23 protein-coding genes and 1 pseudogene are annotated in these 25,256 nt (G+C 70.4%); 16 read left to right on the top strand and 8 right to left on the bottom strand.

Annotated elements, in window-relative coordinates:
- Positions 1-158: 158 nt before the first annotated feature.
- Positions 159-692, bottom strand: coding sequence for an acyl-CoA thioesterase (locus GHC57_RS09175; RefSeq protein WP_170294785.1), 534 nt, complete (start codon positions 690-692; stop codon positions 159-161).
- A 93-nt stretch (positions 693-785) separates the two neighbouring features.
- Here GHC57_RS09175 and GHC57_RS09170 point away from each other — a divergent pair, with 93 nt between their 5' ends.
- The 7 genes from GHC57_RS09170 to GHC57_RS09140 all read left to right on the top strand — a co-directional run bounded on the left by GHC57_RS09170 (position 786) and on the right by GHC57_RS09140 (position 6,368).
- A complete protein-coding gene (locus GHC57_RS09170) occupies positions 786-1,532 on the top strand; it encodes a creatininase family protein (RefSeq protein ID WP_170294784.1) in 747 nt (248 codons plus the stop codon).
- On the top strand, positions 1,529-2,311 hold the full coding sequence (locus GHC57_RS09165) for an AzlC family ABC transporter permease (protein ID WP_153343403.1): 783 nt from the start codon (positions 1,529-1,531) through the stop codon (positions 2,309-2,311). Before GHC57_RS09170 ends, GHC57_RS09165 begins: the two co-directional genes overlap by 4 nt.
- The gene (locus tag GHC57_RS09160) at positions 2,304-2,630 is read left to right on the top strand and encodes an AzlD domain-containing protein (protein WP_153343401.1); all 327 of its coding nucleotides are present in this window, start codon (positions 2,304-2,306) and stop codon (positions 2,628-2,630) included. Before GHC57_RS09165 ends, GHC57_RS09160 begins: the two co-directional genes overlap by 8 nt.
- Before the next feature lie 53 nt (positions 2,631-2,683).
- Positions 2,684-3,115 carry a thiol-disulfide oxidoreductase DCC family protein gene (locus tag GHC57_RS09155; RefSeq protein WP_153343400.1) on the top strand — a complete coding sequence of 144 codons (432 nt, stop codon included), beginning with the start codon at positions 2,684-2,686 and terminating at the stop codon, positions 3,113-3,115.
- A 125-nt stretch (positions 3,116-3,240) separates the two neighbouring features.
- Positions 3,241-4,533, top strand: coding sequence for a PLP-dependent transferase (locus GHC57_RS09150; RefSeq protein WP_170294783.1), 1,293 nt, complete (start codon positions 3,241-3,243; stop codon positions 4,531-4,533).
- The gene (hemB, locus tag GHC57_RS09145) at positions 4,530-5,546 is read left to right on the top strand and encodes a porphobilinogen synthase (protein ID WP_170294782.1); all 1,017 of its coding nucleotides are present in this window, start codon (positions 4,530-4,532) and stop codon (positions 5,544-5,546) included. The genes GHC57_RS09150 and hemB overlap by 4 nt, the downstream gene beginning before the upstream one ends.
- Before the next feature lie 168 nt (positions 5,547-5,714).
- Positions 5,715-6,368, top strand: coding sequence for a DsbA family oxidoreductase (locus GHC57_RS09140; protein WP_153343398.1), 654 nt, complete (start codon positions 5,715-5,717; stop codon positions 6,366-6,368).
- Here the strand turns inward: GHC57_RS09140 and folK are convergent.
- A complete protein-coding gene (folK, locus tag GHC57_RS09135) occupies positions 6,361-6,882 on the bottom strand; it encodes a 2-amino-4-hydroxy-6-hydroxymethyldihydropteridine diphosphokinase (protein ID WP_153343396.1) in 522 nt (173 codons plus the stop codon). The two genes, GHC57_RS09140 and folK, sit on opposite strands and share 8 nt — an antisense overlap.
- A gap of 174 nt (positions 6,883-7,056) precedes the next feature.
- On the opposite strand from folK, the gene GHC57_RS09130 reads away from it, so the two are divergent.
- Together GHC57_RS09130 and GHC57_RS09125 are read left to right on the top strand one after the other, a co-directional pair.
- On the top strand, positions 7,057-7,716 hold the full coding sequence (locus GHC57_RS09130) for a LabA-like NYN domain-containing protein (RefSeq protein ID WP_153343394.1): 660 nt from the start codon (positions 7,057-7,059) through the stop codon (positions 7,714-7,716).
- 11 nt (positions 7,717-7,727) lie between these two features.
- Complete coding sequence (locus GHC57_RS09125) at positions 7,728-8,399, top strand: uracil-DNA glycosylase (RefSeq protein WP_153343392.1); 672 nt, start codon at positions 7,728-7,730, stop codon at positions 8,397-8,399.
- Between the two features lie 7 nt (positions 8,400-8,406).
- Here the strand turns inward: GHC57_RS09125 and GHC57_RS09120 are convergent, their stop codons facing one another.
- From GHC57_RS09120 to dapA, 3 genes are all read right to left on the bottom strand, one after another.
- Entirely contained in the window at positions 8,407-9,006 is a 600-nt protein-coding gene (locus GHC57_RS09120) for a glutathione peroxidase (protein ID WP_153343390.1), read from the bottom strand.
- A gap of 82 nt (positions 9,007-9,088) precedes the next feature.
- Positions 9,089-9,580, bottom strand: coding sequence for an SsrA-binding protein SmpB (gene smpB / locus GHC57_RS09115; RefSeq protein ID WP_153343388.1), 492 nt, complete (start codon positions 9,578-9,580; stop codon positions 9,089-9,091).
- Between the two features lie 79 nt (positions 9,581-9,659).
- The gene (dapA, locus tag GHC57_RS09110) at positions 9,660-10,538 is read right to left on the bottom strand and encodes a 4-hydroxy-tetrahydrodipicolinate synthase (protein WP_153343386.1); all 879 of its coding nucleotides are present in this window, start codon (positions 10,536-10,538) and stop codon (positions 9,660-9,662) included.
- A 359-nt stretch (positions 10,539-10,897) separates the two neighbouring features.
- On the opposite strand from dapA, the gene GHC57_RS09105 reads away from it, so the two are divergent.
- From GHC57_RS09105 to GHC57_RS09095, 3 genes are read left to right on the top strand one after another with little or no spacing between them, the layout of a single operon-like run.
- Positions 10,898-12,919, top strand: a complete 2,022-nt coding sequence (locus GHC57_RS09105; RefSeq protein ID WP_153343384.1) for a lytic transglycosylase domain-containing protein — start codon at positions 10,898-10,900, stop codon at positions 12,917-12,919.
- A gap of 43 nt (positions 12,920-12,962) precedes the next feature.
- Complete coding sequence (locus GHC57_RS09100; RefSeq protein WP_170294781.1) at positions 12,963-13,667, top strand: haloacid dehalogenase type II; 705 nt, start codon at positions 12,963-12,965, stop codon at positions 13,665-13,667.
- Between the two features lie 33 nt (positions 13,668-13,700).
- Positions 13,701-14,243, top strand: coding sequence for a lipocalin family protein (locus GHC57_RS09095; RefSeq protein ID WP_153343382.1), 543 nt, complete (start codon positions 13,701-13,703; stop codon positions 14,241-14,243).
- A gap of 5 nt (positions 14,244-14,248) precedes the next feature.
- On the opposite strand, the gene GHC57_RS09090 is transcribed toward GHC57_RS09095, so the two are convergent.
- Together GHC57_RS09090 and GHC57_RS09085 are read right to left on the bottom strand one after the other, a co-directional pair.
- Positions 14,249-15,541 carry a YeeE/YedE family protein gene (locus GHC57_RS09090; protein WP_211369161.1) on the bottom strand — a complete coding sequence of 431 codons (1,293 nt, stop codon included), beginning with the start codon at positions 15,539-15,541 and terminating at the stop codon, positions 14,249-14,251.
- 463 nt (positions 15,542-16,004) lie between these two features.
- On the bottom strand, positions 16,005-18,359 hold the full coding sequence (locus GHC57_RS09085; protein WP_153343380.1) for a methyl-accepting chemotaxis protein: 2,355 nt from the start codon (positions 18,357-18,359) through the stop codon (positions 16,005-16,007).
- A 638-nt stretch (positions 18,360-18,997) separates the two neighbouring features.
- Between GHC57_RS09085 and GHC57_RS09080 the strand changes: the two genes are divergently transcribed.
- The 4 genes from GHC57_RS09080 to GHC57_RS09065 all read left to right on the top strand — a co-directional run bounded on the left by GHC57_RS09080 (position 18,998) and on the right by GHC57_RS09065 (position 24,964).
- Complete coding sequence (locus GHC57_RS09080) at positions 18,998-20,041, top strand: glycosyltransferase (protein WP_170294780.1); 1,044 nt, start codon at positions 18,998-19,000, stop codon at positions 20,039-20,041.
- On the top strand, positions 20,038-21,033 hold the full coding sequence (locus GHC57_RS09075) for a lysylphosphatidylglycerol synthase transmembrane domain-containing protein (RefSeq protein ID WP_153343376.1): 996 nt from the start codon (positions 20,038-20,040) through the stop codon (positions 21,031-21,033). Before GHC57_RS09080 ends, GHC57_RS09075 begins: the two co-directional genes overlap by 4 nt.
- A 65-nt stretch (positions 21,034-21,098) precedes the next feature.
- Positions 21,099-23,423, top strand: a complete 2,325-nt coding sequence (locus tag GHC57_RS09070) for a penicillin acylase family protein (protein ID WP_153343374.1) — start codon at positions 21,099-21,101, stop codon at positions 23,421-23,423.
- A 5-nt stretch (positions 23,424-23,428) separates the two neighbouring features.
- Complete coding sequence (locus GHC57_RS09065) at positions 23,429-24,964, top strand: GH3 family acyl-acid amido synthetase (protein WP_153343372.1); 1,536 nt, start codon at positions 23,429-23,431, stop codon at positions 24,962-24,964.
- 101 nt (positions 24,965-25,065) lie between these two features.
- Here the strand turns inward: GHC57_RS09065 and GHC57_RS19535 are convergent.
- Positions 25,066-25,256, bottom strand: a pseudogene (locus GHC57_RS19535) (IS110-like element ISEc32 family transposase); the annotation flags it as partial.

The following is a 25,256-nucleotide window of genomic DNA, read 5'->3' as shown; positions in this document are numbered from 1 at the left end:
CGCGGAGACAGCGGCGGGTGCGACCGCACCGGCGGCGCCGCGAAGCGGCGGGTGGCTCTTGTCCTGACGAGTCAGGACAAGAGCCGGCCAGGATCAGGCCCCGTCGCCCGGCGGCGGAGACGATGCGCCGGGCAGGTCCGGGTCATCGCCGATCCGCATCACAGACGCGGGGCGTTCGGCACGAGGTACCCGGTCAGGGCGGTGCGCACGTCGTCCGGCAGCGGCAGCGAGCGGCCCTGGGTGGTGTCGGCCCAGACACAGACGTTCTCGGCCACACCGAAGCAACGCTCGCCGATGAACAGGCCCTGCCCGATGACACAGGATGTGCGCCCGATGTGCAGCACGCGCGAGCCGATGTCCACATCCGCCGGATAGCGGGCCTCGGCCACGAAATCCAGCAGCAGGCGGGCGATTACCCAGCCGATGCCGGACCCGGACGTGGAGCCGGGATTGAGCGTCTCCACGAAGTCCACGCGGCCGGACTCAAGGTAAATCGCGAACGACACGTTGTTGACGTGGCCCAGCCGGTCCAGGTCCTGGAAGCGCACGATGTCGCGGGTCCAGAAGCGGTAGCCCGCCCGCTCCCGGGGGCCGGGCACCGTCGCGCCCGCCTCGGGCGCGGCGCCGCCGGCGGGGGCTTTCCCTTCCGGCGCGGACAGGGGGAACGGGCGAAACCTGGGAACGGACGGCATGAATGGCCCTCTGACGCGGGGGGTTGTCGGGCACGGCGGGTTGGCCGTACATCGTGCCCCGATCATTACCCCCTGACCGGAAGGCATCGCAACGTGCTCCTGCACCTGTCCACGTGGCCCGAGGTGGAGTCCTACCTCGCCGGGCGCTCCTCCATCATCCTGCCCATCGGCTCCACCGAGCAGCACGGCCCCACCGGCCTGGTCGGCACCGACGCCATCACCGCCGAGGCCATCGCCGCCGAGACCGGCGCCCGCACCGGCACCATGGTCGGCCCGACCATCCCCGTCGGCATGGCGCATCATCACATGGCGTTCCCGGGCAGCATGACGCTGAAGCCGTCCACGCTGATCGCCCTGATCCGGGACTACGTGGTCTCGCTGGCGGGCCACGGCTTCACCACGGTGCTGTTCATCAACGGCCACGGGGGCAACATCCCCACCGTGCAGGCCGCGTTCTACGAGGTCTACGAGGACCTGCGCCGCGAGAAGGGCGCCGACGCGCCCAAGGTGCGCTACGCCCTGTGCAACTGGTTCACCATGCCGGGCGTGGCCGCGCTCCAGAACGAGCTGTTCGGCGACCGCGAAGGCTATCATGCCACGCCCAGCGAGGTGGCCGTGACCCAGGCCGTCTACCCGGACCACATCAAGTCGGCGCCCCTGGAGCCGCTGGCCCCCGTGGACCCGGACTTCCACGACTGCCGCGACTTCCGCGCCCGCTTCCCGGACGGCCGCATGGGCTCCGACCCGTCCCTGGCCACGCCGGAGCACGGCCGGCGCTTCATCGACGCGGCCGTGACCGAGATCGCGGCGCGGTACGGCGCGTTCCTCGACGGCGCATGACGGCGGAGGGGGAGGCGGCGGGGTACGGCTCCCGGGGGGCCGCCCTCGCCGCCGGCGCGCGCGCGGCGGTGGGCGCCCCGGCCGTGGTGCTGGCGGCCAGCTACGTGGGCTTCGGTGCGCTGGTCCGCTCGGTGGACTGGTCGCTGGGCATGGGGATGCTGTCCACGGGCATCGCCTTCGCCCTGCCCGGCCAGATCGTGGCCCTGGAGATGGCCCACACCGGGGCCTCGCTGCTGTTGATCGCCACCGCCGTGGCGTTGACCAACTTCCGCCTGATGCCCATGACCCTGGTGCTCATGGGTCGCCTGCGGGACCCGGAAGCGCCGCGCTGGTGGCCCTATGTCCTGGCCCACCTGATCGCGGTCACAAGCTGGCTGGTGGCCCTGCAGAAGGCGCCGCGCCTGCCGGTGCGCGAGCGCACGCCGTTCGTGTTCGGGTTCGGAGTCACCATCTGGCTGGTGACGCTGTGCGCCACCGCCGCCGGGTTCGTCCTGCACGACTCCGTGCCGGCGCTGGTGTCGCTCGGTCTGGTGTTCCTCACCCCGCTCTATTTCTTCCTCATGATGGTGGCCGACCTGCGCCAGCGCGCCCGCGTGCTGGCCATGGCCTCCGGGGCCGCCATCGGCCCGCCGCTGCACCTGCTGACCCCCGAGTGGGGCCTGGTGCTGAGCGGCGTCGCGGCCGGGTCGATCGCGTTCGGGCTGGACCGCCTGATCGACGCCCGGGCGGCGCGCCGGGCGGACCGCGCCCCCGACGGGGAGGATCCGGGCGATGTCTGACGCCCTCGCCGCCATCCTGACCGGGGCCGCCGTCACCTATGGCTGGCGCTGGCTGGGCACGACGCTGGCGGGGCGGCTGCGCTCGGACAGCGCGTTCATGCGCTGGTGCGGCTGCGTGGCGCACGGGCTTCTGGCGGCGCTGATCGCGCGCATGGTGGTGCTGCCGGTCGGCCCCCTGGAGGGCACCCCCCTCGCCGCCCGCCTGGGCGGGGTGGCCGTGGCGCTGGTGGTGTTCTTCGCGCTGGGCCGGAACATCCTGCTGGCGGTCATGGCCGGCGCCGGCGCCCTGGTCGGCTGGGTCTGGCTGGGCTGGCCGTAACGGGTAAACCGGGCCTCTTCACGCCGCACCGGGGCGTGCCCATATCCCCGTGCATGACCTCGATCCGCCACACATCGCGCAACAGCGCCGAGGCCGAGACCCCCACGGGGACCGGCTTGACCACGTATTATAACGGGTCCTGCCCGATCTGCCGGACGGAGATCGAGCACTACCAGGGTGTGGACGACCGCAACGACGTCGGCCTCGGCTGGCATGACGTCAGCCAGGGCAGCGGCGGCCTGGCGATCTTCGGCATCGAGGGCGAGGCGGCCACCCGCCGCCTGTACGCCATTGACGGGAAAGGCCGCCTGCACGCCGGCGTGGATGCCTTCATCCAGGTCTGGCAGCGCCTGCCCGGATACCGCTGGCTGGGGCGTCTGGTGGCCCTGCCGGGCATCCGCCAGATCGCGGGCGGGATCTACGAAGGCGTGCTGGCCCCCCTGCTGTTCCGCTGGAACCGCTGGCGACGGCACCGCAGCCGATAGCCGACCGCAACAATACAAACATTCACTGTTGTATTTGACTTTTCTCGCACACTTATGTGTATTGCGAAGTGTCAAAGCTGCGGCCCGCCGTCGAGGCCGCCCCGTTCCTGCCAAGGAGGCTTTCCGTGCCCATCTCCTCGAAGCATCCCGAGACCCTGGCCGTCCACGCCGGTTTCCGCGCCGCGCCCGGCACCAACAGCGTGGCGGTCCCGATCCACCAGACCACGTCCTACCAGTTCGACAGCACGGAGCATGCCGCGAACCTGTTCGCCCTGAAGGAGCTGGGGAACATCTACTCGCGCATCATGAACCCGACGGCGGACGCCTTCGAACAGCGGGTGGCGGCCATGGAGGGCGGCGCGGCGGCCCTGGCGCTGGCGTCGGGACAGGCGGCCAGCACCTATTGCGTCCTGAACCTGTGCGAGGCCGGGGACAACTTCGTGACGTCCACCGATCTCTACGGCGGCACCTGGAACCTGTTCGCGAACACGATGCGACAGATGGGCATCGAGGCCCGCTTCGTCGATCCGACCGACCCGGAGGCGTTCCGCCGCGCCGTGGACGACCGCACCCGCCTGTTCTATGCCGAGACGCTGCCGAACCCGAAGCTGAACGTGTTCCCCATCGCCGAGGTCGCCGCCATCGGCCGCGAACTGGGCATTCCCCTGGTGGTGGACAACACCTCGGCGCCGGTGATCTGCAAGCCGCTGGACCTGGGTGCGGCCGTGGTCATGTACTCGGCCACCAAGTACATGGGCGGCCATGGCACCAGCATCGGCGGCGTGGTCGTGGACGGCGGCAACTTCGACTGGGAGGCCTGGGGCGACCGCTTCCCCACGCTGAACACACCCGACCAGAGCTACCATGGCGCGGTCTGGACCGAGGCCGTCAAGCCGCTGGGTCCGATCGCCTTCATCCTGCGCATGCGGGTCATCCTGTTGCGCGACATGGGCGCGGCCATCAGCCCCTTCAACGCCTTCCAGATCATCCAGGGCGTGGAGACGCTGCCGCTGCGCATGCGCCAACATTGCGAGAACGCCATCCTGGTCGCCCGCTTCCTGCGCGACCACCCCAAGGTCACCCGCGCCATTCATCCCAGCCTGCAGGACGGCGAGATGCGCCGCCGCGCCGACTCGGTGTTCAAGAGCGGCTACGGCGCCCTGGTCGGCTTCGAGCTGGAGGGCGGGGCCGAGGCCGGCCGGCGCTTCATCGAAGCGCTTGAGTTGTTCTATCACGTCGCCAACATCGGCGACGCGCGCAGTCTGGCCATCCATCCCGCGACCACGACGCACTCGCAATTGGCGCCGGAGGACCAGCTTGCATCCGGGGTCTCGCCGGGCTATGTCCGTCTGTCGATCGGGATCGAACATCCCGACGACATCATCGCGGACTTGAGTCAGGCATTGGAGAAGGTGTGAGCGGACTGACCGTCGTCAATGGCCTCGGGCGGTATCCGAGGACCCGGCCGCGGCGCCTGCGGGGCGCCGAGTGGTCGCGCAAACTGGTCGCGGAAACCCATCTGAGCACGTCGGACCTCGTCTGGCCCGTGTTCATCCTGGATGGCGAGGGCCAGCGGGAGCAGGTGGCCTCCATGCCGGGCGTGGAGCGCCTGAGCATCGACCTGCTGGTCGAGGCCGTCGGCGAGGCCGCCGCGCTCGGCATTCGGTCGGTGGCGCTGTTCCCGAAGACCGATCCGTCGCTGAAGACCTCGGACGGGCGCGAGGCGACCAACCCGGACAACCTGATGTGCCGGGCGACCCGCGCGCTCAAGGCCGCCCACCCCGAGGTGGGCCTGTTCTGCGACGTGGCCCTGGACCCGTACAACTGCGACGGGCATGACGGCATCGTGAAGGACGGCCGCATCCTGAACGACGAGACGGTGGCGGTGCTGCTCAAGCAGAGCCTGGTGCAGGCCGCCGCCGGCGCCGACGTGATCGCGCCCTCGGACATGATGGACGGCCGCATCGGATCCATCCGCGACGCCCTGGACGGCGCCGGGTTCGAGCACGTCCAGATCATGAGCTACGCCGCCAAGTACGCCTCGGCGTTTTATGGCCCGTTCCGCGATGCGGTCGGGTCCGGCGGCGCGCTGAAGGGTGACAAGAAGACCTATCAGATGGACCCGGCCAACACGGACGAGTCCTTGCGCGAGGTCGCCATGGACCTCGACGAGGGGGCCGACATGGTGATGGTCAAGCCCGGCATGCCCTATCTGGACATCGTGCGGCGCGTGAAGGAGACCTTCGCCGTGCCCACGCTCGTCTATCAGGTGAGCGGCGAATACGCGATGATGAAGGCCGCCGCCGACAACGGCTGGCTGGACAATGACGCGGCCGTGCTGGAAAGCCTGCTGGCGTTCAAGCGCGCCGGCGCCTGCGGCATCTTCACCTATGCCGCCGTGGAAGCCGCGCGTCTGATGCGGGGCTGCTGACGATCCGGGCGGCACCGGACCGGCGGCGTGGACACTGCCCTGAACAAACGGTGTTCCCCCCGCCCCCGGTGTCGCGGTACCCTGCGCGTGAGGCCGCCGCATCGGGAACGAAGGCGGCGGCCAGAGCGTTTTTGGTGAAACGCTGTCCCTCTGACCGGGTCGTCGGTCATGCGCATTGACGTCATGTTCGATACGGTGTGCCCGTGGTGCTTCGTGGGCAAGCGCCGTCTGACGCAGGCCCTGGCGCGCCGCCCGGGCGTGCCCCTGGACTTGCGCTACCATCCGTTCCTGCTCAATCCCGACATGCCGGTGGGCGGGATTGATCGCGCCGTCTATCTGGCCCGCAAGTTCGGCGGCACGCACCGCGCCCGCCGCGTGCTGGAGGCCGTGTCCATGGCCTCGCAGGGCACCGGGGCGCGCTTCAACTTCTCGGCCATCCGCCGCATGCCCAACTCCGTCGGCAGTCACCGCCTGCTGCGCGTCGCCACCGAGTGCGACCGCACGGACGAGACCCTGGACGCCATCTTCCGCGCCTTCTTCGAGGAGGGCCGCGACATCGGCGACCGGGCGGTGCTGGACGACATCGCGGAGTCGGTCGGCCTTCCCATGGCGCGCGTGCAGGCCGAGTTCGCCCGCCCCGACGGCTTCACCGACGTGCTGACCGCCAACGCCCGCGCCCACAGCATGGGCATCAACGGCGTGCCAAGCTTCGTGTTCAGCGGGTCCTATGCCGTGGCGGGCGCCCAGGAACCGGACGTGCTGCTGCGGCTGATCGACCTCGCGCTGGAAACCCAGGTGCGGGAGCCGGTCACGGTCAGCTAGCCGGGGCCTTCCCGTCCGCCGCCATGCGCTCGATGCCCGTCAGGGGGCCGAGATCGGCGATCAGGGCCGAGACCGACCGGCCCGTGACGGGGTGGCGCCAGTCCGGGGCCACATCGGCCAGCGGCAGCAGGACGAAGGCCCGCTCGGTCAGGCGGGGATGGGGCAACAGCGGAGCACCCTCGCGCAGCACCCGTCCTTCGACATCCAGCAGGTCCAGGTCCAGCGTCCGCGCGGCGTTGCGGGTGCCGTCGCGGCGGCGGCCGAACGCCGCTTCGACCGCATGCAGGCGCGCCAGCAGATCGGCGGGCGTCAGGTCCGGCGGCCCGGCCACCCGGGCCACGCCGTTGACGAACCACGGCTGGTCCGAGGGCGGCACCGGCGCGCTGCGATACCATGCCGAGCAGGCCACAACCCGGATCCCCTGCGCCGGCAGGGCCTCAAGGGCCGCCGTCACGGTCTCGCGGGGTGACCCGCCGGGCCCCGGAAGATTCGATCCCAGTGCGATCAGACTCATGGGTCCGGTCGTTGTCACACACGCACCTTTCCTGCTTGCACCACCCCGACAAACTTCATAGTGTCTCGCAAGCAGACTGGGGATTTCGCAACCCACCCTGCTGATCCTGCCGATATTTCGCAAGCATTGTAGGCAATGCTATTCCAGTAGCATTCAGATTCAAGGACAACCCCTATGATATTCTACCCCCAGGAGCGGATCGGCCTGTTCATCGACGGGTCGAACCTGTACGCCGCCGCGCGAGCCCTTGGTTTCGATATCGACTACAAGCGCCTTCTTGAGTTGTTTGCGGCCAAGGGTCGCCTCATCCGTGCCTTCTACTACACGGCGCTGGTGGAGGACCAGGAGTATTCTCCGATTCGCCCCTTGGTCGATTGGCTCGACTATAACGGTTACACCATGGTCACCAAACCGACCAAGGAGTTCACCGATGCCATGGGCCGCCTGAAGCGCAAGGGCAACATGGACATCGAACTGGCCATCGACGTCATGGAGATGGCCCCGCATCTGGACCATATCGTGCTGTTCTCGGGCGACGGCGACTTCCGCCGGCTGGTGGAGGCCGTGCAGCGCAAGGGCCTGCGCGTCACCGTGGTCAGCACCGTGAAATCCCAGCCGCCCATGGTCGCGGATGAACTGCGCCGGCAGGCGGACAACTTCCAGGAGCTTCTGGACCTGGAGCCCAGCATCAGCCGCAGTCAGGTTCAGCGGGAACCGCGCGAGCCGCGCGAACCCAGGGAGCCGCGCGAGTCCCGGGACAGCCGTGCCGCGCCCGCCGGCGCCGAGTCCGGGTCAACCATCAGCAGCCAGGACGTCGATACCACGCCCCGCTGACGGGGACCGGCATGGACTTCCCATCCGACACCAACCCCGCGGGGCCGGCGCAGCCGGCCCGCGACTGCCCGCTGTGCCCGCGTCTGGCCGCCTTTCGCGCGGCCAACGCGGCCGCGCATGCGGACTGGTTCAACGCGCCCGTGCCCTCGTTCGGGCCGGTGGACGCCCTCCTGCTCGTGGTCGGTCTGGCCCCCGGTCTGCGCGGCGCCAACCGGACCGGACGGCCCTTCACCGGCGATTTCGCGGGCGATCTGCTGTACGAGACCCTGGCGGCCCACGGCCTCGCAGACGGCACCTACGCCGCGCGGGTGGATGACGGCCTGCGCCTGACGGGTGCGCGGATCACCAACGCCGTGCGCTGCGTGCCGCCCGAGAACAAGCCGACCACACCGGAAGTCCGGGCGTGTCAGCCTTTTCTGGTGGGGGAGCTAGGCCAGTTGCCCAGCGTGCGCGTCATCCTGGCCCTGGGCAAGGTGGCGCACGACTCGGTGCTGCGCGCCCTCGGTCTGCGCCTGTCCACCCTGCCCTTCACACACGGCGCGATGCACCCGCTGCCGGACGGCCGCGTGCTCGCGGACAGCTACCACTGTTCGCGTTACAACCAGAACACCGGACGTCTGACCCCGGCGATGTTCCGGCAGGTGGTGGCGGCCTGCGCGGCCGCCGCCCGGGCGCAGGGCTAGGATCGGATCAGCGTTCGGGGTCGGGCAGCACGCGCTCGATGGCGTTGGTCAGGCGGCCGGCCTGCGGTCCCGTCACCGACGAGAACCAGTCCGCCACAGACCCGTCCGGGGCGATCAGGTACTTGTGGAAATTCCACTTCGGCGCCCCGACGAACCCGACTTCCTGTCGCACCCAGGTGTAGAACGGATGGGCCCCGCCGCCAACGACTCGTTCCTTGGCGGTCATGGGGAAGTTGATGTTGAAATTGACGGTGCAGAATTCCTTGATCTGCTCTTCGTCACCCGGCTCCTGGCTGCCGAAATCATTGGACGGCACGCCCAGAACCACAAGGCCCCGGTCACGATACTTTTCCCACACCGCCTGAAGCCCGTCGTACTGCTTGGTGAAACCGCAGCGGGACGCGGTGTTGACCACCAGCACGGCCTTGCCGGCGAACTGCTCCATGGGCAGGGGCTCGCCGTCGATGCTGGTGAAGGTGAAATCATGCGCCGACGGCGTGGCGGGCGATGCCGCGCCCGCCTGCTGCGGTGTGCCGGCGGACAGGCTGGCGGAGGCGACGGCGGCGGCGGCGAGGCTGCCCAGCCCCGAGCGGAAGAAACGGGCCATGGTGCGCGGCTCCCTGTTGGTGGTCCGAAGTGCCGACTCTACGGCGGCGACCACCGATCGGATTACCCCGACGGCCCCGCCGCTATCCCTTGTCGCGCAACAGGCGCTGCTTCTGGCGGTTCCAGTCGCGCTGCTTGACCGTCTCGCGCTTGTCCACGGTGCGCTTGCCCTGGCCCAGCCCGATCGACACCTTGGCCAGCCCGCGCGCGTTGAAGTACAGCGACAGCGGCACCAGGGTCATGCCCTTTCGGCTGACCGCGCCCAGCAGCTTCTGGATTTCGCGCTTGCGCATGAGCAGCTTGCGGGGCCGGCGCGTCTCGTGGCTGAAGTGCCGGGCGTTGCCGTATTCGGGAACATGCAGGTTGAACAGGTACAGCTCGTCGTCCTTGCCGCCCGCATAGGACTCCGACAGGTTGGCGCGGCCCTGCCGCAGCGATTTGACCTCGGTGCCCTGCAGCACGATCCCGGCCTCGAAGGTTTCCTGGATGGCGTAGTCGTGCCGGGCGCGCCGGTTCTCGGCCACGCGCCCGGTGGAGATCAGTCCGCCACCCTTTCTGTCTTTCGGTTTGGCCATGGTCGGGTCCATATGGGGCACGGCCCCGGGTCCGCGCAAGGGACCCGGGGACCGGCTCCGGGGCAGGAAAAAAACAGGATCAGGTCAACAACCCGGCCTGTTTCATGGCGGCCTCGACCACCACCCGGGAGGATTCCGCGACCGGCACCATGGGCAGGCGCGTCGCCGGAGAGCATTTCCCGAGAAGCGAGACGCCGACCTTCACCGGCCCCGGGCTGGTCTCGACGAACAGGGCGGCGTGCAGCGGCATCAGCCGGTCGCGCACATCGGTGAACGTGGCCATGTCGCCGTCCCGCCAGGCCTTGTGCAGTTGCGCGCACAGGGCCGGGGCCACGTTGGCCGTGACCGAGATGCAGCCGTGCCCGCCCTGGGCCAGGAACGCCGCAACCGTGGCGTCCTCGCCCGACAGCATGCTGAAATCCTTGCCGATGGCCAGCCGGGTCGCCAGCGGCCGGGCCAGATCGTTGGTCGCGTCCTTGACGCCGACGATGTTGGGCAGTTCGGCCAGCCGGGCCATGGTCTGCACCGTCATGTCCACGACGCAACGGCCGGGGATGTTGTAGATGACGATGGGCAGGTCCACGGCGTCGTGGATGGCCTTAAAGTGCTGGTACAGGCCTTCCTGGGTCGGCTTGTTGTAGTACGGGGTCACCACCAGCGCGGCATCGGCCCCGGCCGCCTTGGCGTGGCGGGAAAAGTCGATGGCCTCGTGGGTCGAGTTCGACCCGGTGCCCGCAATCACCGGCACGCGTTTGCCGGCCGCCTCGACGCACAGTTCCACCACCCGTTTGTGCTCGTCGTGGGTCAGCGTGGGCGATTCCCCGGTGGTGCCGACGGGAATCACACCCTCGGTCCCTTCGGAGATCTGCCAGTCCACGAAATCCTGATAGGCGCGCTCATCCACGGCGCCCGAGGCCGTGAAGGGCGTAACGAGGGCCGCCATAGACCCCTGGAACATGACCATGATCCGGTCTCTCTGTGTTTCGTCGGAGAAAAGGAAGACGGGGCCCCAAGCCGGTGGCGCCTGGGGCCGAACGGGTGGTCCCGCCACGGGACGAGGCGGTGCGCGACCGGACGGTCAACGGACCCCCGCGGCGGGACGCTTCCTTGTAACACACATGGGGGCATGGACAAGAGGCTGGCCCCGATCCGCATGAACCCGGTCAACTGTGTGACACCCGCGCCTGCCCCCTTGCTCTCGCGCTCCGGGGCCCTCAGGATGCGCGTGTCGGCCCCATCCGCCCCGGCCCCATCCCCTGTTTGTCGCCGATGCGGTCCGGTCGTTCGCCTGTCCCGGTCGTTTGAAGGAGCCGTGCCATGGTCCCGATCCTGACCCCGACCCTCGAACGCCCCGCACCCGGCCGCCTGCCTGCCTTCCTGGCGCTGGTGGTCGCGGCCCTGTGCGCGCTGATCGCCGCCATGCCGGTCCGGGCCGAGCCGATCCCGCGCGCCGGCGCCCTGGGCCAGGCGCTGGATGCGCTGGACGAGCGCGCATTCGATGTCGCCCTGGCCCATTCGGGCCGCCTGACCGATCCGGTGGCGCGCACCATCATCCAGTGGGCGGTGCTGAAGGAAGGGCTGGGCAGCTTCGAGACCATCGCGCAGTTCCTGCAAGCGCACCCGGACTGGCCGCACACCCACGCCCTGCGGCGGTCGGCCGAGCGCGCCATCACCGGCCACGAACCGCCCGCGCGGGTCGTCGCCTGGTTCGAGACCTATCCGCCCCTGACCACCGACGGCATGGTGGCCCACGCCCAGGCCCTGCGCGCCGCCGGACGCTCGGCCGAGTCCACCGAGGCGGCCCGCCGCGCGTGGGTGAACGGCCGTTTCTCGCGCCCCGAGGCGACCGCCTTCCTGCGCCGCTTCGAGAGCGTCATCCGGCCCCGGGACCACGAGGCCCGCCTGTCCGAACTGCTGTGGGACGAAGCGATCTCGGAGGCCGAGCGGCTGATCCCGCTGGTGGATCCCGGCCATCAGGCGTTGGCCCGGGCGCGCATCCGCCTGATGACCAACGCCGGCGGCGTGGACGCCGCCATCGACGCGGTTCCGTCCGGCCTGAGCGACGACCCGGGGTTGGTGTATGACCGGCTCGTGTGGCGCTGGGATCGGGACCTGTTCGAGCGCTCCGTGTCCCTGTTGACCCATCCGTCGGCCAACCAGGGGCGACCGCAAGCCTGGGACAGGCTGCGCGCGCGCATCGGCCGCGAGGCCCTGGAACGCGGCCACGTGTCCCGCGCCTACGCGATCTTCGCCAACCATGGCCAGGACAGCGGCATCGGCTTCGCCACGGGCGAGTGGATGGCCGGGTGGATCATGCTCCGCTTCCTGCGCGATCCGGCCCGCGCCCTGCCCCACTTCGAGACCATGCACGCCGGCGTGTCCTATCCGCAGAGCCTGTCCCGCGCGGCCTACTGGGCGGGGCGGGCGGCGGCCGCGGCGGGCCGGGTGGAGCCCGCGCGACGCTGGTACGAACAGGCCGCCGTCCACGCCGAGACCTTCTACGGCCAGCTCGCCATCGAGGCCCTGGGCGAGCGCCTCGCCGACCATCTGGAGACTCGGCCCACCATCACCGACGCCGACCGCGCCCGCTTTGCCACCGACGACCGGGTGCAGGCCCTGCGCCTGCTGACCGAGGCGGGCCGCACCGACTGGGCCTTGCCCTTCGCCCTCGCGCTCAACGACGAGGCCGCCACGCCCGGCTTCCGCGTGCTGGTGGCGGACGATCTCAGCGAGACCGACCGGCCCGATCTGGCCGTGTTCTTCGCCCGCCGCGCGGCCCTGGCCGGGACCATGCTGCCCGTGACGGGCTATCCGGTCCCGCCCGAGGTGCTCGCCACCCTGCGCCAGAGCCCCGGGACCGGGCCCCGGCCGGAACCGGCGCTCATGCTCTCGCTGATCCGGCAGGAAAGCAATTTCAACACCCAGGCCGTCAGCCGCGCCGGGGCGCGCGGGCTCATGCAACTGATGCCCCGCACCGCCCAGCACGTGGCCCAGACCCTGGGCGAGTCCTCGTCCAACATCCGCCTGACCACGGACCCGGCCCACAACGCGCGGCTGGGCACGGCCTACTTCGCCTCGCTGCTGGAGGACTTCCGGGGCTCCTATGTCCTGGCCATCGCGGGCTATAATGCGGGGCCGCACCGCTCCGTCCGATGGATGCGGGTAAACGGCGACCCCCGGCGCATGTCGCCCGAAGAGGTGGTGGACTGGATCGAGAAGATCCCGTTCTCGGAAACCCGCAACTACGTGCAGCGGGTGCTGGAGGGCACGCAGGTCTACCGCCACCGTCTGGGGGAGACGCCCGCCGCCGATGCGCTGAGTCGCGACCTGCAACGGTAAACGGTAGCGCCGCGCCGGTGCCCGCCCCGAAGGACCCGCCATCGTGTCTAAGACCGCTTCGTCCCCGCCCGTCACCGCCTGCCTGTTCGACGCCTACGGCACCCTGTTCGACGTCACGTCGGCCGCCCGCCACCTGCGGGAGGACATCGGTCCCTCGTGGGAGCGTCTGGCCGAGGTGTGGCGCATGCGCCAGATCGAATACACGTGGTTGCGCAGCCTGATCGGCCGCTATGCGGACTTCCGGACCGTCACCGCCGAGGCGCTGGACTTCGCCTTCGCCGCGCTCGGTCAGGTGCCGGCCCCGGGGCTGCCGGACCGCCTGATGGACCTTTACATGACGCTGGACGCCTATGACGAGGTGCCGACCGTGCTGGCCGCCCTGCGCGCGCGCGGCATCGGCACCGCGATCCTGTCCAACGGTTCGCCGGACATGCTGGCGTCGGCCATCGCCAGCGCGGGCATCGGGGGGCTGCTGGACGACGTGTTGTCGGTGGACGCCGTGGGCATCTACAAGCCGGCCCCGGCGGCCTATCAGCTCGGCTGCACGCGGTTCGGGGTGGCGGCGGACCGGCTGGCGTTCGTCTCGTCCAACGGATGGGACGTGGCGGGCGCGGCCTCGTTCGGGTTCCGCACCCTGTGGGTCAACCGGGCCAACGCCCCCGGCGAGCGCCTGCCGGGCGCGCCGATGGCGGAACTGGACAGCCTGGCCGACCTGCCCGATCTTCTGTCCGATCCCGGCCGGGTGTAAGCCCCGCCGCCGCTTGCCCGGAGACCCGCCGCCATGATCCGTCGCGCCCTCGCCGCCTTATCCCTGCTGGCCGGTCTGCCCGCCTGCACCGGCCTGCCCGAGGGTGTAGAACCCGTGCGCGGGTTCGAGCCCGAACGGTTCACCGGCACCTGGTACGAGATCATGCGCCTCGACCATCCCTTTGAAGAGGGCATGACCAACGTGCGGGCCACCTATCAGCTCCGCGACGACGGCACCGTGGCCGTGTTCAACCGGGCCTGGGACCCGGAGGTCTGCACCTGGGAAACCATCGAGGGCACCGCCCGCCTGCGCGAGGGGCCGGACGTGGGCAGCTTCGCCGTCACCCTGACGTCGCCGATCCCGGGCGGGCTGCACGTGCTGGCGCTGGACCGCGACGGCTATGACTGGGCGATGACGGGCGGGCCGACGCGCGGTTTCCTGTGGATCCTGTCGCGCACACCCACCATGGACCGGGAGACCCGCACCGCCCTGATGCGGCAGGCGCGCGACCTGGGCTATCCCGTCGAAGGGCTCATCCTGGTGGACCAGTCCGGTCCGAGGTGCCGGGACCGCTGATCCGCTCAGGACGCCAGCGCGGCGTCGTCCGCCTTGCCGGACGCTTCGGCGGACACCCCGGGCGCCCGCGCCGGCCGGCCCAGTTCGGCCGCCACGGCCTCGGGCGACACCGAGTCACCGCCGTCGGCGTCCGACTCCGTCGTCCGCGCCCGCGCGGGGCGCAGCCACACCGGCAGGAAGCGCCAGCCGCGCCGCGCCATCGCATTGGCCAGCGCGTTTTCGCCCGCCGCCGCGTCATCGCGGAACACCAGCCCCAGCCGATCCACAACCAGATCCGCCACGGCCGCGCCGATCCACATGAAGAACAGCGCGGTCCAGGCCGTCAGGGCGAACACCGCGCCGCCGGTCACCCCCGCGCCCACCGCACAGCCGCCGGCCAGCATGCCGCCGAAGCCCATGAAGGTGGCGCCGACGATGTAGCGGCGCATGGCATAGCCGCCCGTGAAGCCCTCCAGCTTCAGGTCGCGGCAGACCAGCGCAGCCAGGAACGCCCCCAGGAAAACGCCGGGCACCAGCCCGTTGTCGAAGTCCACGGCGGACCCGATGGGGCTGAGAAACAGCATGAGAGTATCCGCCGAAGGCCCTGTAAAGCTGAGGCTTGCCACCTGGACCGGATCCCACGCCTGATAGGACAGGCTGTAGGTGAACAGCCAGCCCACGGCGATCATGGCGCCCACGCCCAGACCGCCCGCCCAGGCCCAGGCGGACAGGTGGTTGCGCGCGGCGAAGTAGATCGCCACGCCCATCAGGCCGAGGGCGATCATCAGGCCGGCCTCGGCGTCCAGGCCGAGGACCGTCAGCGCATTGAGAACCGAGGGGGCATCCACCACCCAAAGCCCGGCCAGATCGTCGCGCACCGGCGCCAGCACGCCGCGCAGGGACGCCTGGGCCGTCACGGCGAAGATCAGGCCCGACAGCAGGGCGCGCAGGTTGCCGCTCGCCGACAGCACCAGCAGGCGGCTGGAACATCCCCGGGTCAGGATCATGCCCACGCCGAACATCAACCCGCCGATGATGGCGCCGGACAGGCTGCCGGCCGAGCCCAGTTGCCGGGACGCGGAGACATCCAGGATCTCCGCCTGGATCATCGCCTGGGTGCCCAGGACGGCGGCGGAGAAGGCGATCAGCCACAGCGCCATCTTGGGTCCGACCGAGCCGCGCGCGAACTCGATCACCGCCGCGCGCAGGCAGAACCGGCTGCGCTGGGCGAAGGCCCCGAACAGCATGCCGATCAGCAGCCCACCGCCAACGATGGTGCCCGAGTCGCCAAACATTTCAAGGAGGCCCGTCAGATCCATGGTCTCGCCCTCACCCCATCGCCGGTGGTCTCGGCCCCGCCGACAGAGGCTGGGGCACCGGCGCGGCGGCACGACACCCGTCCGCCCACACACACGGACGCCGCGCGCGGTGCCCGGCGCTCCTGAAGGCCCGGCATGCGGGCCCACCCGACAGGACTCCGACTCCGGAGAACGGGGGTGTCACGGTGCGTGCCTCCTCAGGAGGTCCTTCGCGCCCGTCGGGCGCTCAGGATGACGACGTCTCTCAAAAGGGAGGCATCCTGAGGGAGCGGAGCGACCGAGGGATCCCGAGAGGCGGGCTCGCCCCCATCCGTGTCACAGACCGGCCGTCCCGGTTCAGCGCCCTGGCCCGCCGCGCGGACCGATTGACGCCGCACAGTTTACGGCGCGGGCCTTTTGCCGCGCAAGACCAGTGGCCAACCGAAACGGTTCGGATGCCGCAGGGCTGGCATACGCCCAGATCCTAGGTCCTGGACGCCTGCGCGGCGATGAAGGACTCGAACTTGGCCGCCCGATCCTCGCTGATGTCGAGCCGAATGTGCGTCGTGCTCCCGGTATGCGCCACGATACTGCCGGCGCACCGCCCCACGTCGGGAATGGTGGTGGTGAACTCCTGGCCGCGCTCGCCCTCAAGGCGACGGTCGAGCGTGCCGACGCCGCTGATCGCCAGATCCTGCAGCAGGCACGTGGTCTTCTGCCCGCCCCGGAATTCGAGCGTGGCGCTGACATTGACCGTGTGCAGCATGTTGGCGCGCCGCTCCTCGGCGCTGCCGCTGCGCATGATCTTTTCCAGGGCGTCCTGCATCAGGCGCACCCGGTTGCGCACCTCTTCCGCCGACTCCTGCACGCTGCGGGCATGGCCGCCGGTCACATCGCTGCTGGCGCGGACCTCTTCGATGTTCTCCGAGGAAACCTGCGTGTTCTGCGCCGCCATCTGGGCGTTCTGGCTGATCTCGCCGGTGGCGGCGGTCTGCTCCTCCACCGCCGCCGAAACGGCCGTGGTGATCTCGTTGATCTCGTTGATGACCCGCGAGATGTCCCCGATGGCCGAGACGGCCTCTTCCGTCGCCTTCTGAATGGCGGCGATCTGGGTGCCGATGTCCTCGGTCGCCTTGGCCGTCTGGTTGGCGAGGGTCTTGACCTCGTTCGCCACCACCGCGAAGCCCTTGCCGGCCTCACCGGCGCGCGCGGCCTCGATGGTCGCATTCAGGGCCAGCAGGTTGGTCTGCTTGGCGATGTCGTTGATGAGATCGACCACCTCGCCGATCTCGTTGGCGGCGCGGTTGAGCCCCTGAATCCGTTCGTTCGTCGTCTCGGCCTGGGCCATGGCCTTGTGCGCGGTCTCGGCGGAGGACGACACCTGCCGGCTGATCTCGGAAATCGAGCTGGCCATTTCCTCGGCCGCGGCCGCCACGGCGTCCACGCTGCCGGCCGCCTCCCGCGAGGCCCCGGAGGCCGCGTCGGACTGCGATTCCGTCTGGGAGACGGACTGCGACATCTCCAGCGCCGCCCCATGCATGGCGTCGGCCTGGGTCTTGACGAGCGCAATGGCGCTGTTGACTTCCTCTTCCAGGGCATTGGTCAGGGCGAACATTTCCGCCTTGACCCGGCGGGCGTTGCGGCGGTGCATGACCTCCTGTTCCGCCGCCATTTCCTTCAGCTTGATCCCGTTGTCCTTGAACACCTGGACGGCGCCGGCCATCTCGCCGATCTCGTCCTTGCGCTGCAGACCCGGCACATCCACCGTCAGGTCGTTGTCGGCCAGCCGTTCCATGGTGTTGGTCATGGAGCGCAGCGGGCGGCTGAGCATGCGGCTGAGCATGAGCACGATCAGCGCCAGCACCACCAGGGCGGCGAGCGGGTTCACGATGAACTGCACCGCGCTGGACTGGGACTGCGTCACGTTCAACGCGGCGACCCGGTCATTGATCTCGCGCGTGAAGCCGGCGGACTCCGCCACGATCGCGTCGTGCTGCTCTTCCGCCCGCTCAGCCAGTTCGGCCAGTTCCCGCGCCTGCTTCTCCTCCAGGGTGGCCATGCGCTCGGCCGCGCTGCGCTCCAGCGCCACCAGACCGGCCCGCGAGATCGCCACTTCCAGCACCCCGCGCTGGGTTTCCTCCTGGCCGTGGCAGCCCTGGCATTCGATGTCGTTGGTCAGCACGGCATAGGAGAACAGCACCGGCTGGACCGTGCCTTCGTCGTCCTCGACCTCCCCCGGCAGGACCGCGTTGCCGCTGGTCGCGGCCAGCGCTTCCTCCAGCCCGGTCCGCCGTTCGTCGGGGATCGGGGTCGGGTTCTCGGTCGCGTGGGGCTGGAAGTAGTCCGTGCCCAGGGCGGCGTTGACATCGCGGATGGTGGAGTTGTCCGAGAACGCCTCGATCCCGTTCGTCCGCCACAGGTTGATGGACAGGACGTCGGGGTTTTCCGAAAGGTTGAACATGATGTCTTCGGCGGCCGCCGCCTCGCCGCTCATCATGGCCGCCCGGATCATGGTGGTCGCCGAGGCGGAGATGCCGGCGTGCTTGCCGGTGATGAAGCGCCGCTCCGCCATGGTCTCGGCGTCGGCCGTGATGACGGCGACCTGCTGTTCCGCTTCAAGGGCCCGATTTTCGATCGTCAAGGCCTCATCGACGATGGAGTCCGTGAAGGCGTCCTTCTCCCCGATGATGCGCTGGACGTCATTTTCCAGCTCTTGTGTTTCCGCCTGCACCAGGATCGAGTAGTAGTATACCAGCCCGATATTTATGATTGCGATGAGCGCGACGAGCGCGACAACCGTCGCGGTAATTTTCGCGTTGAGCGACTTCATAAACAGCATCGTCAACCATCCTGTTGCAGCGCCCGCAATCCTTGCGGCACCTTGGAAACAGAAGAGCTCGCAAAAAACACGGCAATTGAGGCAAAGACGCGCGGCCGTCTTAGGGCCGCGCCGTATTCCGAGCCGACCCGGCTGTGTTCCCGCGAGGGACCCTCTAACCTTCTATACTAGCACAAGAATTATGGGTGACAACATGGATCCGCCCGACCGCCTGCGGAACGGAACGCCCGCGTCACAGCGTATGCGCTCTCACGGAACGACCCGCACGCTTGAATACCCGAAGCGGTGAGTTGCGGCCAGACCAATCGGTGGGCATGATCGCCGCCCGCCTGCCCGAACCCGGGCCCCACCGGCCAGCCGCCGCCTGAAGATACGGACTCGCGCCCTCCATGCCTGCCCCTGATCGCCCGCCCGGCTCCCCGCTCTCCGTCGGCGTCCTCATCACCCTGGCGCGCGGCCCGGAGGCCGGCGGCCACGTGAAATGCTGGGAACGGTTTGCGGAGGCCGCGGCGGTCGCCGAGCCCCCCAGGATGGACCTGACCTTGTATACCATAGGGGCGAAGGACAGTATACGATCTCTGGCCCCGCACGTTCGCTTTCAGGCACTGCGGCCGACCCTCGGCACGGACCGGATTCCCTTGCTGGAACAAGGGGCGGGTCACACGGATCTGGCCCCCTATCATCGCAGGCTGGCCCGGTTGCTGCCCCGGCACGACGTGCTGCACGCCACGGACACCTTCACCTTCGGGGCCATGGCCCGGCATGTGGCGCGCAAACGAAACCTGGGACTGACCGCATCGGTCCACACCGACCTGCCGACCTTCACCAAGGTGTACTCGCGCGAGATCATGAGCCGGGTCACGGGCGCCGGCTGGCTCGGCCGGCGGGTGCTCGACGACCTGGACCTCCCCGGCCGGCTGGGCCGCAACGCCCACCGCAAGGTGACCCGCTTCCTCGCCGCCTGCGACCGGGTCCTGGTCTCCAAGGACGCCGACCGGGTGATGGCGGAAGCCGTGCGGCCGCCGGACCGGGTGAGCTGGCTGCGCCGGGGCATCGACACGACCCGGTTTCATCCCGCCCACCGGGACCGCGCGGCCCTGCACCGGGACCTGGGCGTGCCGACGAACCGCCCGCTGCTGCTGTTCGTGGGGCGGGCCGACGACAGCAAGCGCCTGATGACGCTGGCGCACGCCGCCCGGCGCCTGATCGACGCCGGTCACGCCCTGCATGTGCTGGTGGTGGGCGAGGGCAACCGCCGCGCCGACGTCCGCGCCCTGCTCGGGCCGGACCACGCCACCACACCCGGCGCCCTGCCGCAGGGGGCCCTGCCCCGCCTGTACGCCAGCGCCGATCTTTTCGTGTTTCCGTCGGAAAGCGAGGTGTCGCCCAACGTGGTGCTGGAGGCCCGCGCCTGCGGCCTGCCCGTGGTGCTCTCCGCCCGCGACGGCGGCGCCCGGTTCGTGCGCGAGGACGGCCGCGACGGCGTGCTGGTCTCCGATCCCGACCCGGCGGCCTGGGCGGCGGTGCTGGCCCCGCTGATGGCCGACCCCGCCGCCTGCCGGGCGATGGGCGCCCGCGCCCGCGCCGTGGTCGAGGAGACGATGCCCACCTGGGGGGATGTGCTGCGGGAGGACCTGCTGCCCGTCTGGCGGGCCGCCGCCCGGGAGCACGGCCGCGCATGACCCGCCGCGCCATCCTGTTGACGGGGCTGAAGGCCGCCGTCTCGCTGGGACTGCTGGGGGTGATCCTGGCCGGGCTGGACCTGGGGGCCCTGTGGGCCCGGCTCGACGGCGACGTGGCGCTGGCCGGTCTGGCCGCGCTGGCCCTGCTCCAGGTGCAGGCCCTGGGCGCCGCCGCGCGCTGGCGCCTCGTCCTGTCCGCCCACGACCGCCGGTTGCCGTTGCGCACCGCCTGGCGCAATACGCTGCTGGGATTGTTCGGCAATCAGGCCATGCCCTCCACCATCGGCGGCGATGCCCTGCGGTTGTGGAACGGCTGGCGGCTGGGCCTGCCGCTGGGGCTGGCCACCCGCACGCTGGTGGTGGACCGGGTGTTCAGCTTCCTCGGGCTGATCCTGCTGTGCGTCGCGGGGCTGCCCGTGCTGTGGACCCAGGCCGAGGACCCCCTGGTGGCGCGCGGCCTGCTCGCGCTGGTGCTGGGCGGACTGGGCTGCCTGCTCATCCTGCTCGGCCTGCGCCTGCTGCCGAACGCCATCGCGCGGCGCAAGGCGGCCGCCCCCCTTGTGGCGCTGTCGGACTCGGCGTGGCGCGTGCTGTCCCATCGCCGCGTGATGCCGCCGGTTCTGGGCCTGATGCTGCTGCCGCACCTGATCGACATCACGGTGGTGTGGCTCTACTGCCTCGCTCTGGGCACCGCCGCGCCGTGGTGGATGATCGCCCTGGTGTTCCCGCCCGCCATCCTGACCGCCGCCGTGCCGGTGTCCATCGCCGGCTGGGGCCTGCGCGAGGGCGCGCTTGTCCTGGGCTTCGGGATCGTCGGCCTGCCCGCCGAAACCGCCCTGGCCTGCTCGTTGCTGTACGGCGTCTCGGCCGTGGTCACCGGGCTGTTCGGCGGCGCGGTCTGGAGCCTGGGCGACCCGGACGGCCTCGCGGCCCTGGGCAAGGCGCGGCGGGAGGCGGCGCGCCTGTCCGATCAGGACGACACGCGGCCCTGAACCCTTGTCGTTCCGGCGCGGCAACCCATGTCGAAGGCCGGACCCACTGCGCCGCGATCCCACCCATGCCCCGCACCCGCCGCCGTCCGCGCCGCCGCGCGTCCCTGAGATCCCTGGTCCGCTGGCCCCTGGTGGCGCTGTCGGCCCTGGGCACCTCGGCCTGTGCCCTGGTGACGTCGCTGCCCGAGGCGACCACGCTGGACGCCCGGCTGGCCGCGTTCCCGACCGAGAACCTGCCCCTCGAACGGCCGGTCACGGTGCATTGGGACGCCCACCAGATCCCGTTCGTCGAGGCCGCCACGGATGCCGATGCCGCGTTCGTGCTGGGTCTGGTCCACGCCCATCTGCGGCTGGGCCAGATGGAAACCGCCCGCCGCCTGAGTCAGGGCCGGGTCGCGGAGATGGCCGGCCCGATCCCCTTCGTGCTCGACCTGGACCACTCCCTGCGCACGCTCGGCTTCGGCCGGGCCGCGCCGGACATCCTGGCCGCCATGCCCGAGGACAGCCGCCGCTGGCTGGAGCGCTTCACGGACGGCATCAACCACTACCTCAAGACCACAGAGACCCTGCCGCATGACTTCGCCGTGCTGGGCCTGGAACGCGAGCCCTGGCGGCCGGAAGAGATCCTCACCATCGGGCGGCTGGCCGGGACCGACATCAACTGGCTGAAGTGGGTCGGCCTGCTGAGTCAGCGCGACCGGCCGGACTTCGCCCGCGTGCTCGACCGCGAACTGGGCTACGGCCGCCTTGCCCCGACCAGCGCCGCCGCCGTCGGGCGGTCGGCCGCGCTCACCTCCGGCCAGGAGCGGGCGCTCGCCGTGCTGCTGGAAATCCTGGAGGGCTGGGGTCGGGGCTCCAACAGCCTGGCCGTGGCCGGCAGCCGCACCGCCTCCGGCGCGCCCATGATCGCCAACGACCCGCACCTGGGCGTCAGTCAGCCCAACCTGTGGCTGATCGCCGGCGTCAAGAGCCCCAGCCTGCACGTGGTCGGCCTGATGCCCGTCGCCCTGCCGCTGTTCGCCATCGGGCGCACGCCCGAGATCGCCTGGGGCGGCACCAACATGCGGGCCGCCTCCAGCGATCTGGTGGATGTCTCCGGGCTGCCGCCGGGCACGATCACGACCGAGACCTATGACATCCCGGTGCGCTACTGGTTCGACACCACGCGGACCAGCCGGGTGTCGCCGCACGGGCCGATCCTGTCGGACGCCCCCCTGCTGCCCTTCCGCCCGGACGAGACGGTCGCCCTGCGCTGGATCGGCCATACGCCCACCGACGAGATTTCCGCGCTGCTGAACGCCTCACGCGCCACCTCGCTGGAGGACTTCCGCGCCGCCCTGGAGCCGTTCGGCGTGTCGGCCCAGAACTTCGTGTACGCCGACCGCTCCGGCACCGTGGGCCTGGTCGCCGCGACCCGGATCCCGCGCCGGGACATCACCGCCCCCGAACGTCTGGTCCAGCCCGCCCGCGTCGTCAGCGACTGGTGGACCGACATCGCCACCACCGCGGACCTGCCCGTGATCGCCGACCCCCCGGATGGCTTCGTGGCCTCCGCCAACAATCCGCCGGGACCGAGTCCGTTCCCGCTCGGCTGGTTCTTCTCCAGCCCGGACCGGATCGAGCGACTGTCCGATCTGGTGCGCACGCGTGACGAGCCCTGGACCGTCGAGGCCCTGGCCCGGCTGCAGACGGACACCTTCAGCCTGAGCGCGCTGACCCTGCGCGACGACCTGGCCGCACGCCTGGACGGTGCGCTGACCGCCCATCCCCTGTGGGACCTGATCGCCGGGTGGGACGGCCGTTACGACGCCGACAGCCGGGGCGCGCTGGCCTTCCAGGCCTTTTTCGTGCCCTTCGCGACCCGCCTGTGGGAGGCGGCGGACCGCCCCGACGACTGGGACGGCGGCGACGGCAAGTGGCGCGTGCTGGAAGCGGTGCGGGCCGCCGACGACGCCACGCTTCGGGCCGCCGCAGAACACGCGCTCGCCGAGGCGGCGAAGCCTCTGGCCGAGTATCGGGTCTGGGGCGACATCCACCGCCTGCGCGTGGCCACCATCCTCGGCAACATCCCCGTCGTGGGCGGGCGCTACCGCTTCGGGGACTTCCCCACCGGCGGCAGCCAGGAAACCCTTCTCAAGTCCGCGCACGAGGAGACCGCTGCCCCGCACCGCGTCCGCTATGGCGCCCAGGCGCGGCACATCTCGGACATGGCGGACCCGGACGCCAACCACTTCGTGCTGCTGGGCGGACAGGACGGCTGGTTCAACAGCGCCACCCAGTTCGACCAGCTCGACCTGTGGCGCGCGGGAACCCTGGTCCAGGTGCCGCTGATGCCGGAGTCCGTGGCCGAAAACGCCTACGTCAGCCACACCCTCACCCCGGCCCGGTAGCCGCGATGGCCCTGGACGTCACGCCCGCCCTGCGGCTGTGGACCGGCCTGCGCCTGCGCGCCCTGGACCGGCAGGACGCGGCGGCCGACCAGCGGCGCACCCTGCTGGGGCTGGTGGACCGGGCCAGGGACACCCGGTTCGGCCGCGACCATGACTTCGCCGCCATCCGCTCGGTCGAGGACTTCCAGGCCCGCGTGCCCCTGCGCCGCTGGGAGGATATGTGGGAGTCCTACTGGCAGGCCGCCTTTCCGGTGCTGGAGGACATCTCCTGGCCGGGCCGGGTGCCCTATTTCGCGGTGACCAGCGGCACCACCGGCGGGCGGACCAAGCACATGCCCGTCACCCGCCCCCTGCTCGCCAACAACCGGGCCGCCGCCCGCGACCTGATGGGCTTCCACCTGCGTCGGCGGCCGGACAGCCGCGTCTGGGGCGGCCCGAACATGATGCTGGGCGGCTCCACGGACCTGACAGAATTGGCGCCCGGCGTGCGCTGCGGCGACATGTCCGGCATCGCGGCGGCCGAAATGCCCTGGTTCGCCCGGCCGCTGAACTATCCGCCGCCGGACATTGCCCTGATTCCCGACTGGCCGGAGAAGCTGGACCGTCTGACGGCCGATCTGCCCGGCCGAGACATCCGCCTGTTGTCGGGCACGCCGTCCTGGGTGCTGGTGCTGGCCGAGCGCCTGATGGAGGCCACCGGAGCCGGGACCTTGGGCGCCGTGTTCCCGAACCTGGAGGTGTTCGTTCACGGCGGGGTCTCGTTCGCGCCCTACCGGAGCCGGTTCAACGACCTGCTGGCCGGCAGCCGGGCGGAATGCGCCGAGGTCTATCCGGCCTCGGAAGGCTTCATCGCCGTGCAGGATCGCGGTCCCGGCGAGGGCCTGCGCATGATGGCCGATGCGGGTCTGTTCTTCGAGTTCGTGCCGGTCGAGGACCTGGACAGCCCCACGCCGCGCCGCCACTGGCTCGCCACCGCCGAGACGGGGCGGGCGTATGCCCTCGTCCTCAGCTCCTGCGGCGGGCAGTGGGGCTATGTGCTGGGCGACACGGTGCGGCTGCTGGAGACGGACCCGCCCCGCCTGCTGGTCACCGGCCGCACGAGTTGGAGCCTGTCCGCGTTCGGCGAACACCTGATCGCCGCCGAAGTGGAAGCCGCCGTGGCCCGGGCCTCGGCGGCGGCCGGCCTGGAGGCGACCGACTGGACCATGGGCGCGGTGGTGCCCGCGCGGTCGGGCGAGACCGGGCATCACCGCCTGTTGATCGAGTTCGCGGCCCCACCCGACGCCACCGCCCTGGACTCGTTCCGGGCCGCCTTCGACCGCGCCCTGTCGGCGGAGAACGAGGACTACGAAGCCCACCGCGTGGAGGGCCTGGACGCCCCCCGCGTCACCGTGCTGCCGCCGGGTCGCTTCGCCGCCTGGATGGCCGCGCGCGGCAAGGCCGGCGGCCAGCACAAGGTGCCCCGCCTGATCGGAGACACGGCTCAGTTCTCGGCCACGGTCCGCGACCTTGTCCAGGCCAGGGCAACGGGCTCAGGTTAACATGACGGCACGGTCCGCGCCGTCGGAGCACGGCGCTCGAGATCCATCGTCTCGCTGCGCTCACCCGGGATGACACACGAAAATGATAGGATGTCATCAACTCAGTTTGTGGCGGGTTCGGGCTGAGGCCGGAGGACCGCGTTTGCGATGGTGACGAGCTTTCTGGCAACGGCGAGGAGTGCGCCTTTTGGTGTCTTTTTGTTTCCGATAAGCCGTTCGTAGAAGGCCTTGAGGTCGGGGTTGTATCGCACGGCGGAGAGCGCGGCCATGAAGAGCTTGGATCGCAAGGCGC

The sequence above is a fragment of the Roseospira navarrensis genome, assembly GCF_009601025.1.
GTDB classification, from domain to species: Bacteria; Pseudomonadota; Alphaproteobacteria; order Rhodospirillales; family Rhodospirillaceae; genus Rhodospira; species Rhodospira navarrensis.
Note: the sequence above shows the minus strand (reverse complement) of the source record. Positions and strands in the feature narration are given on the sequence as shown.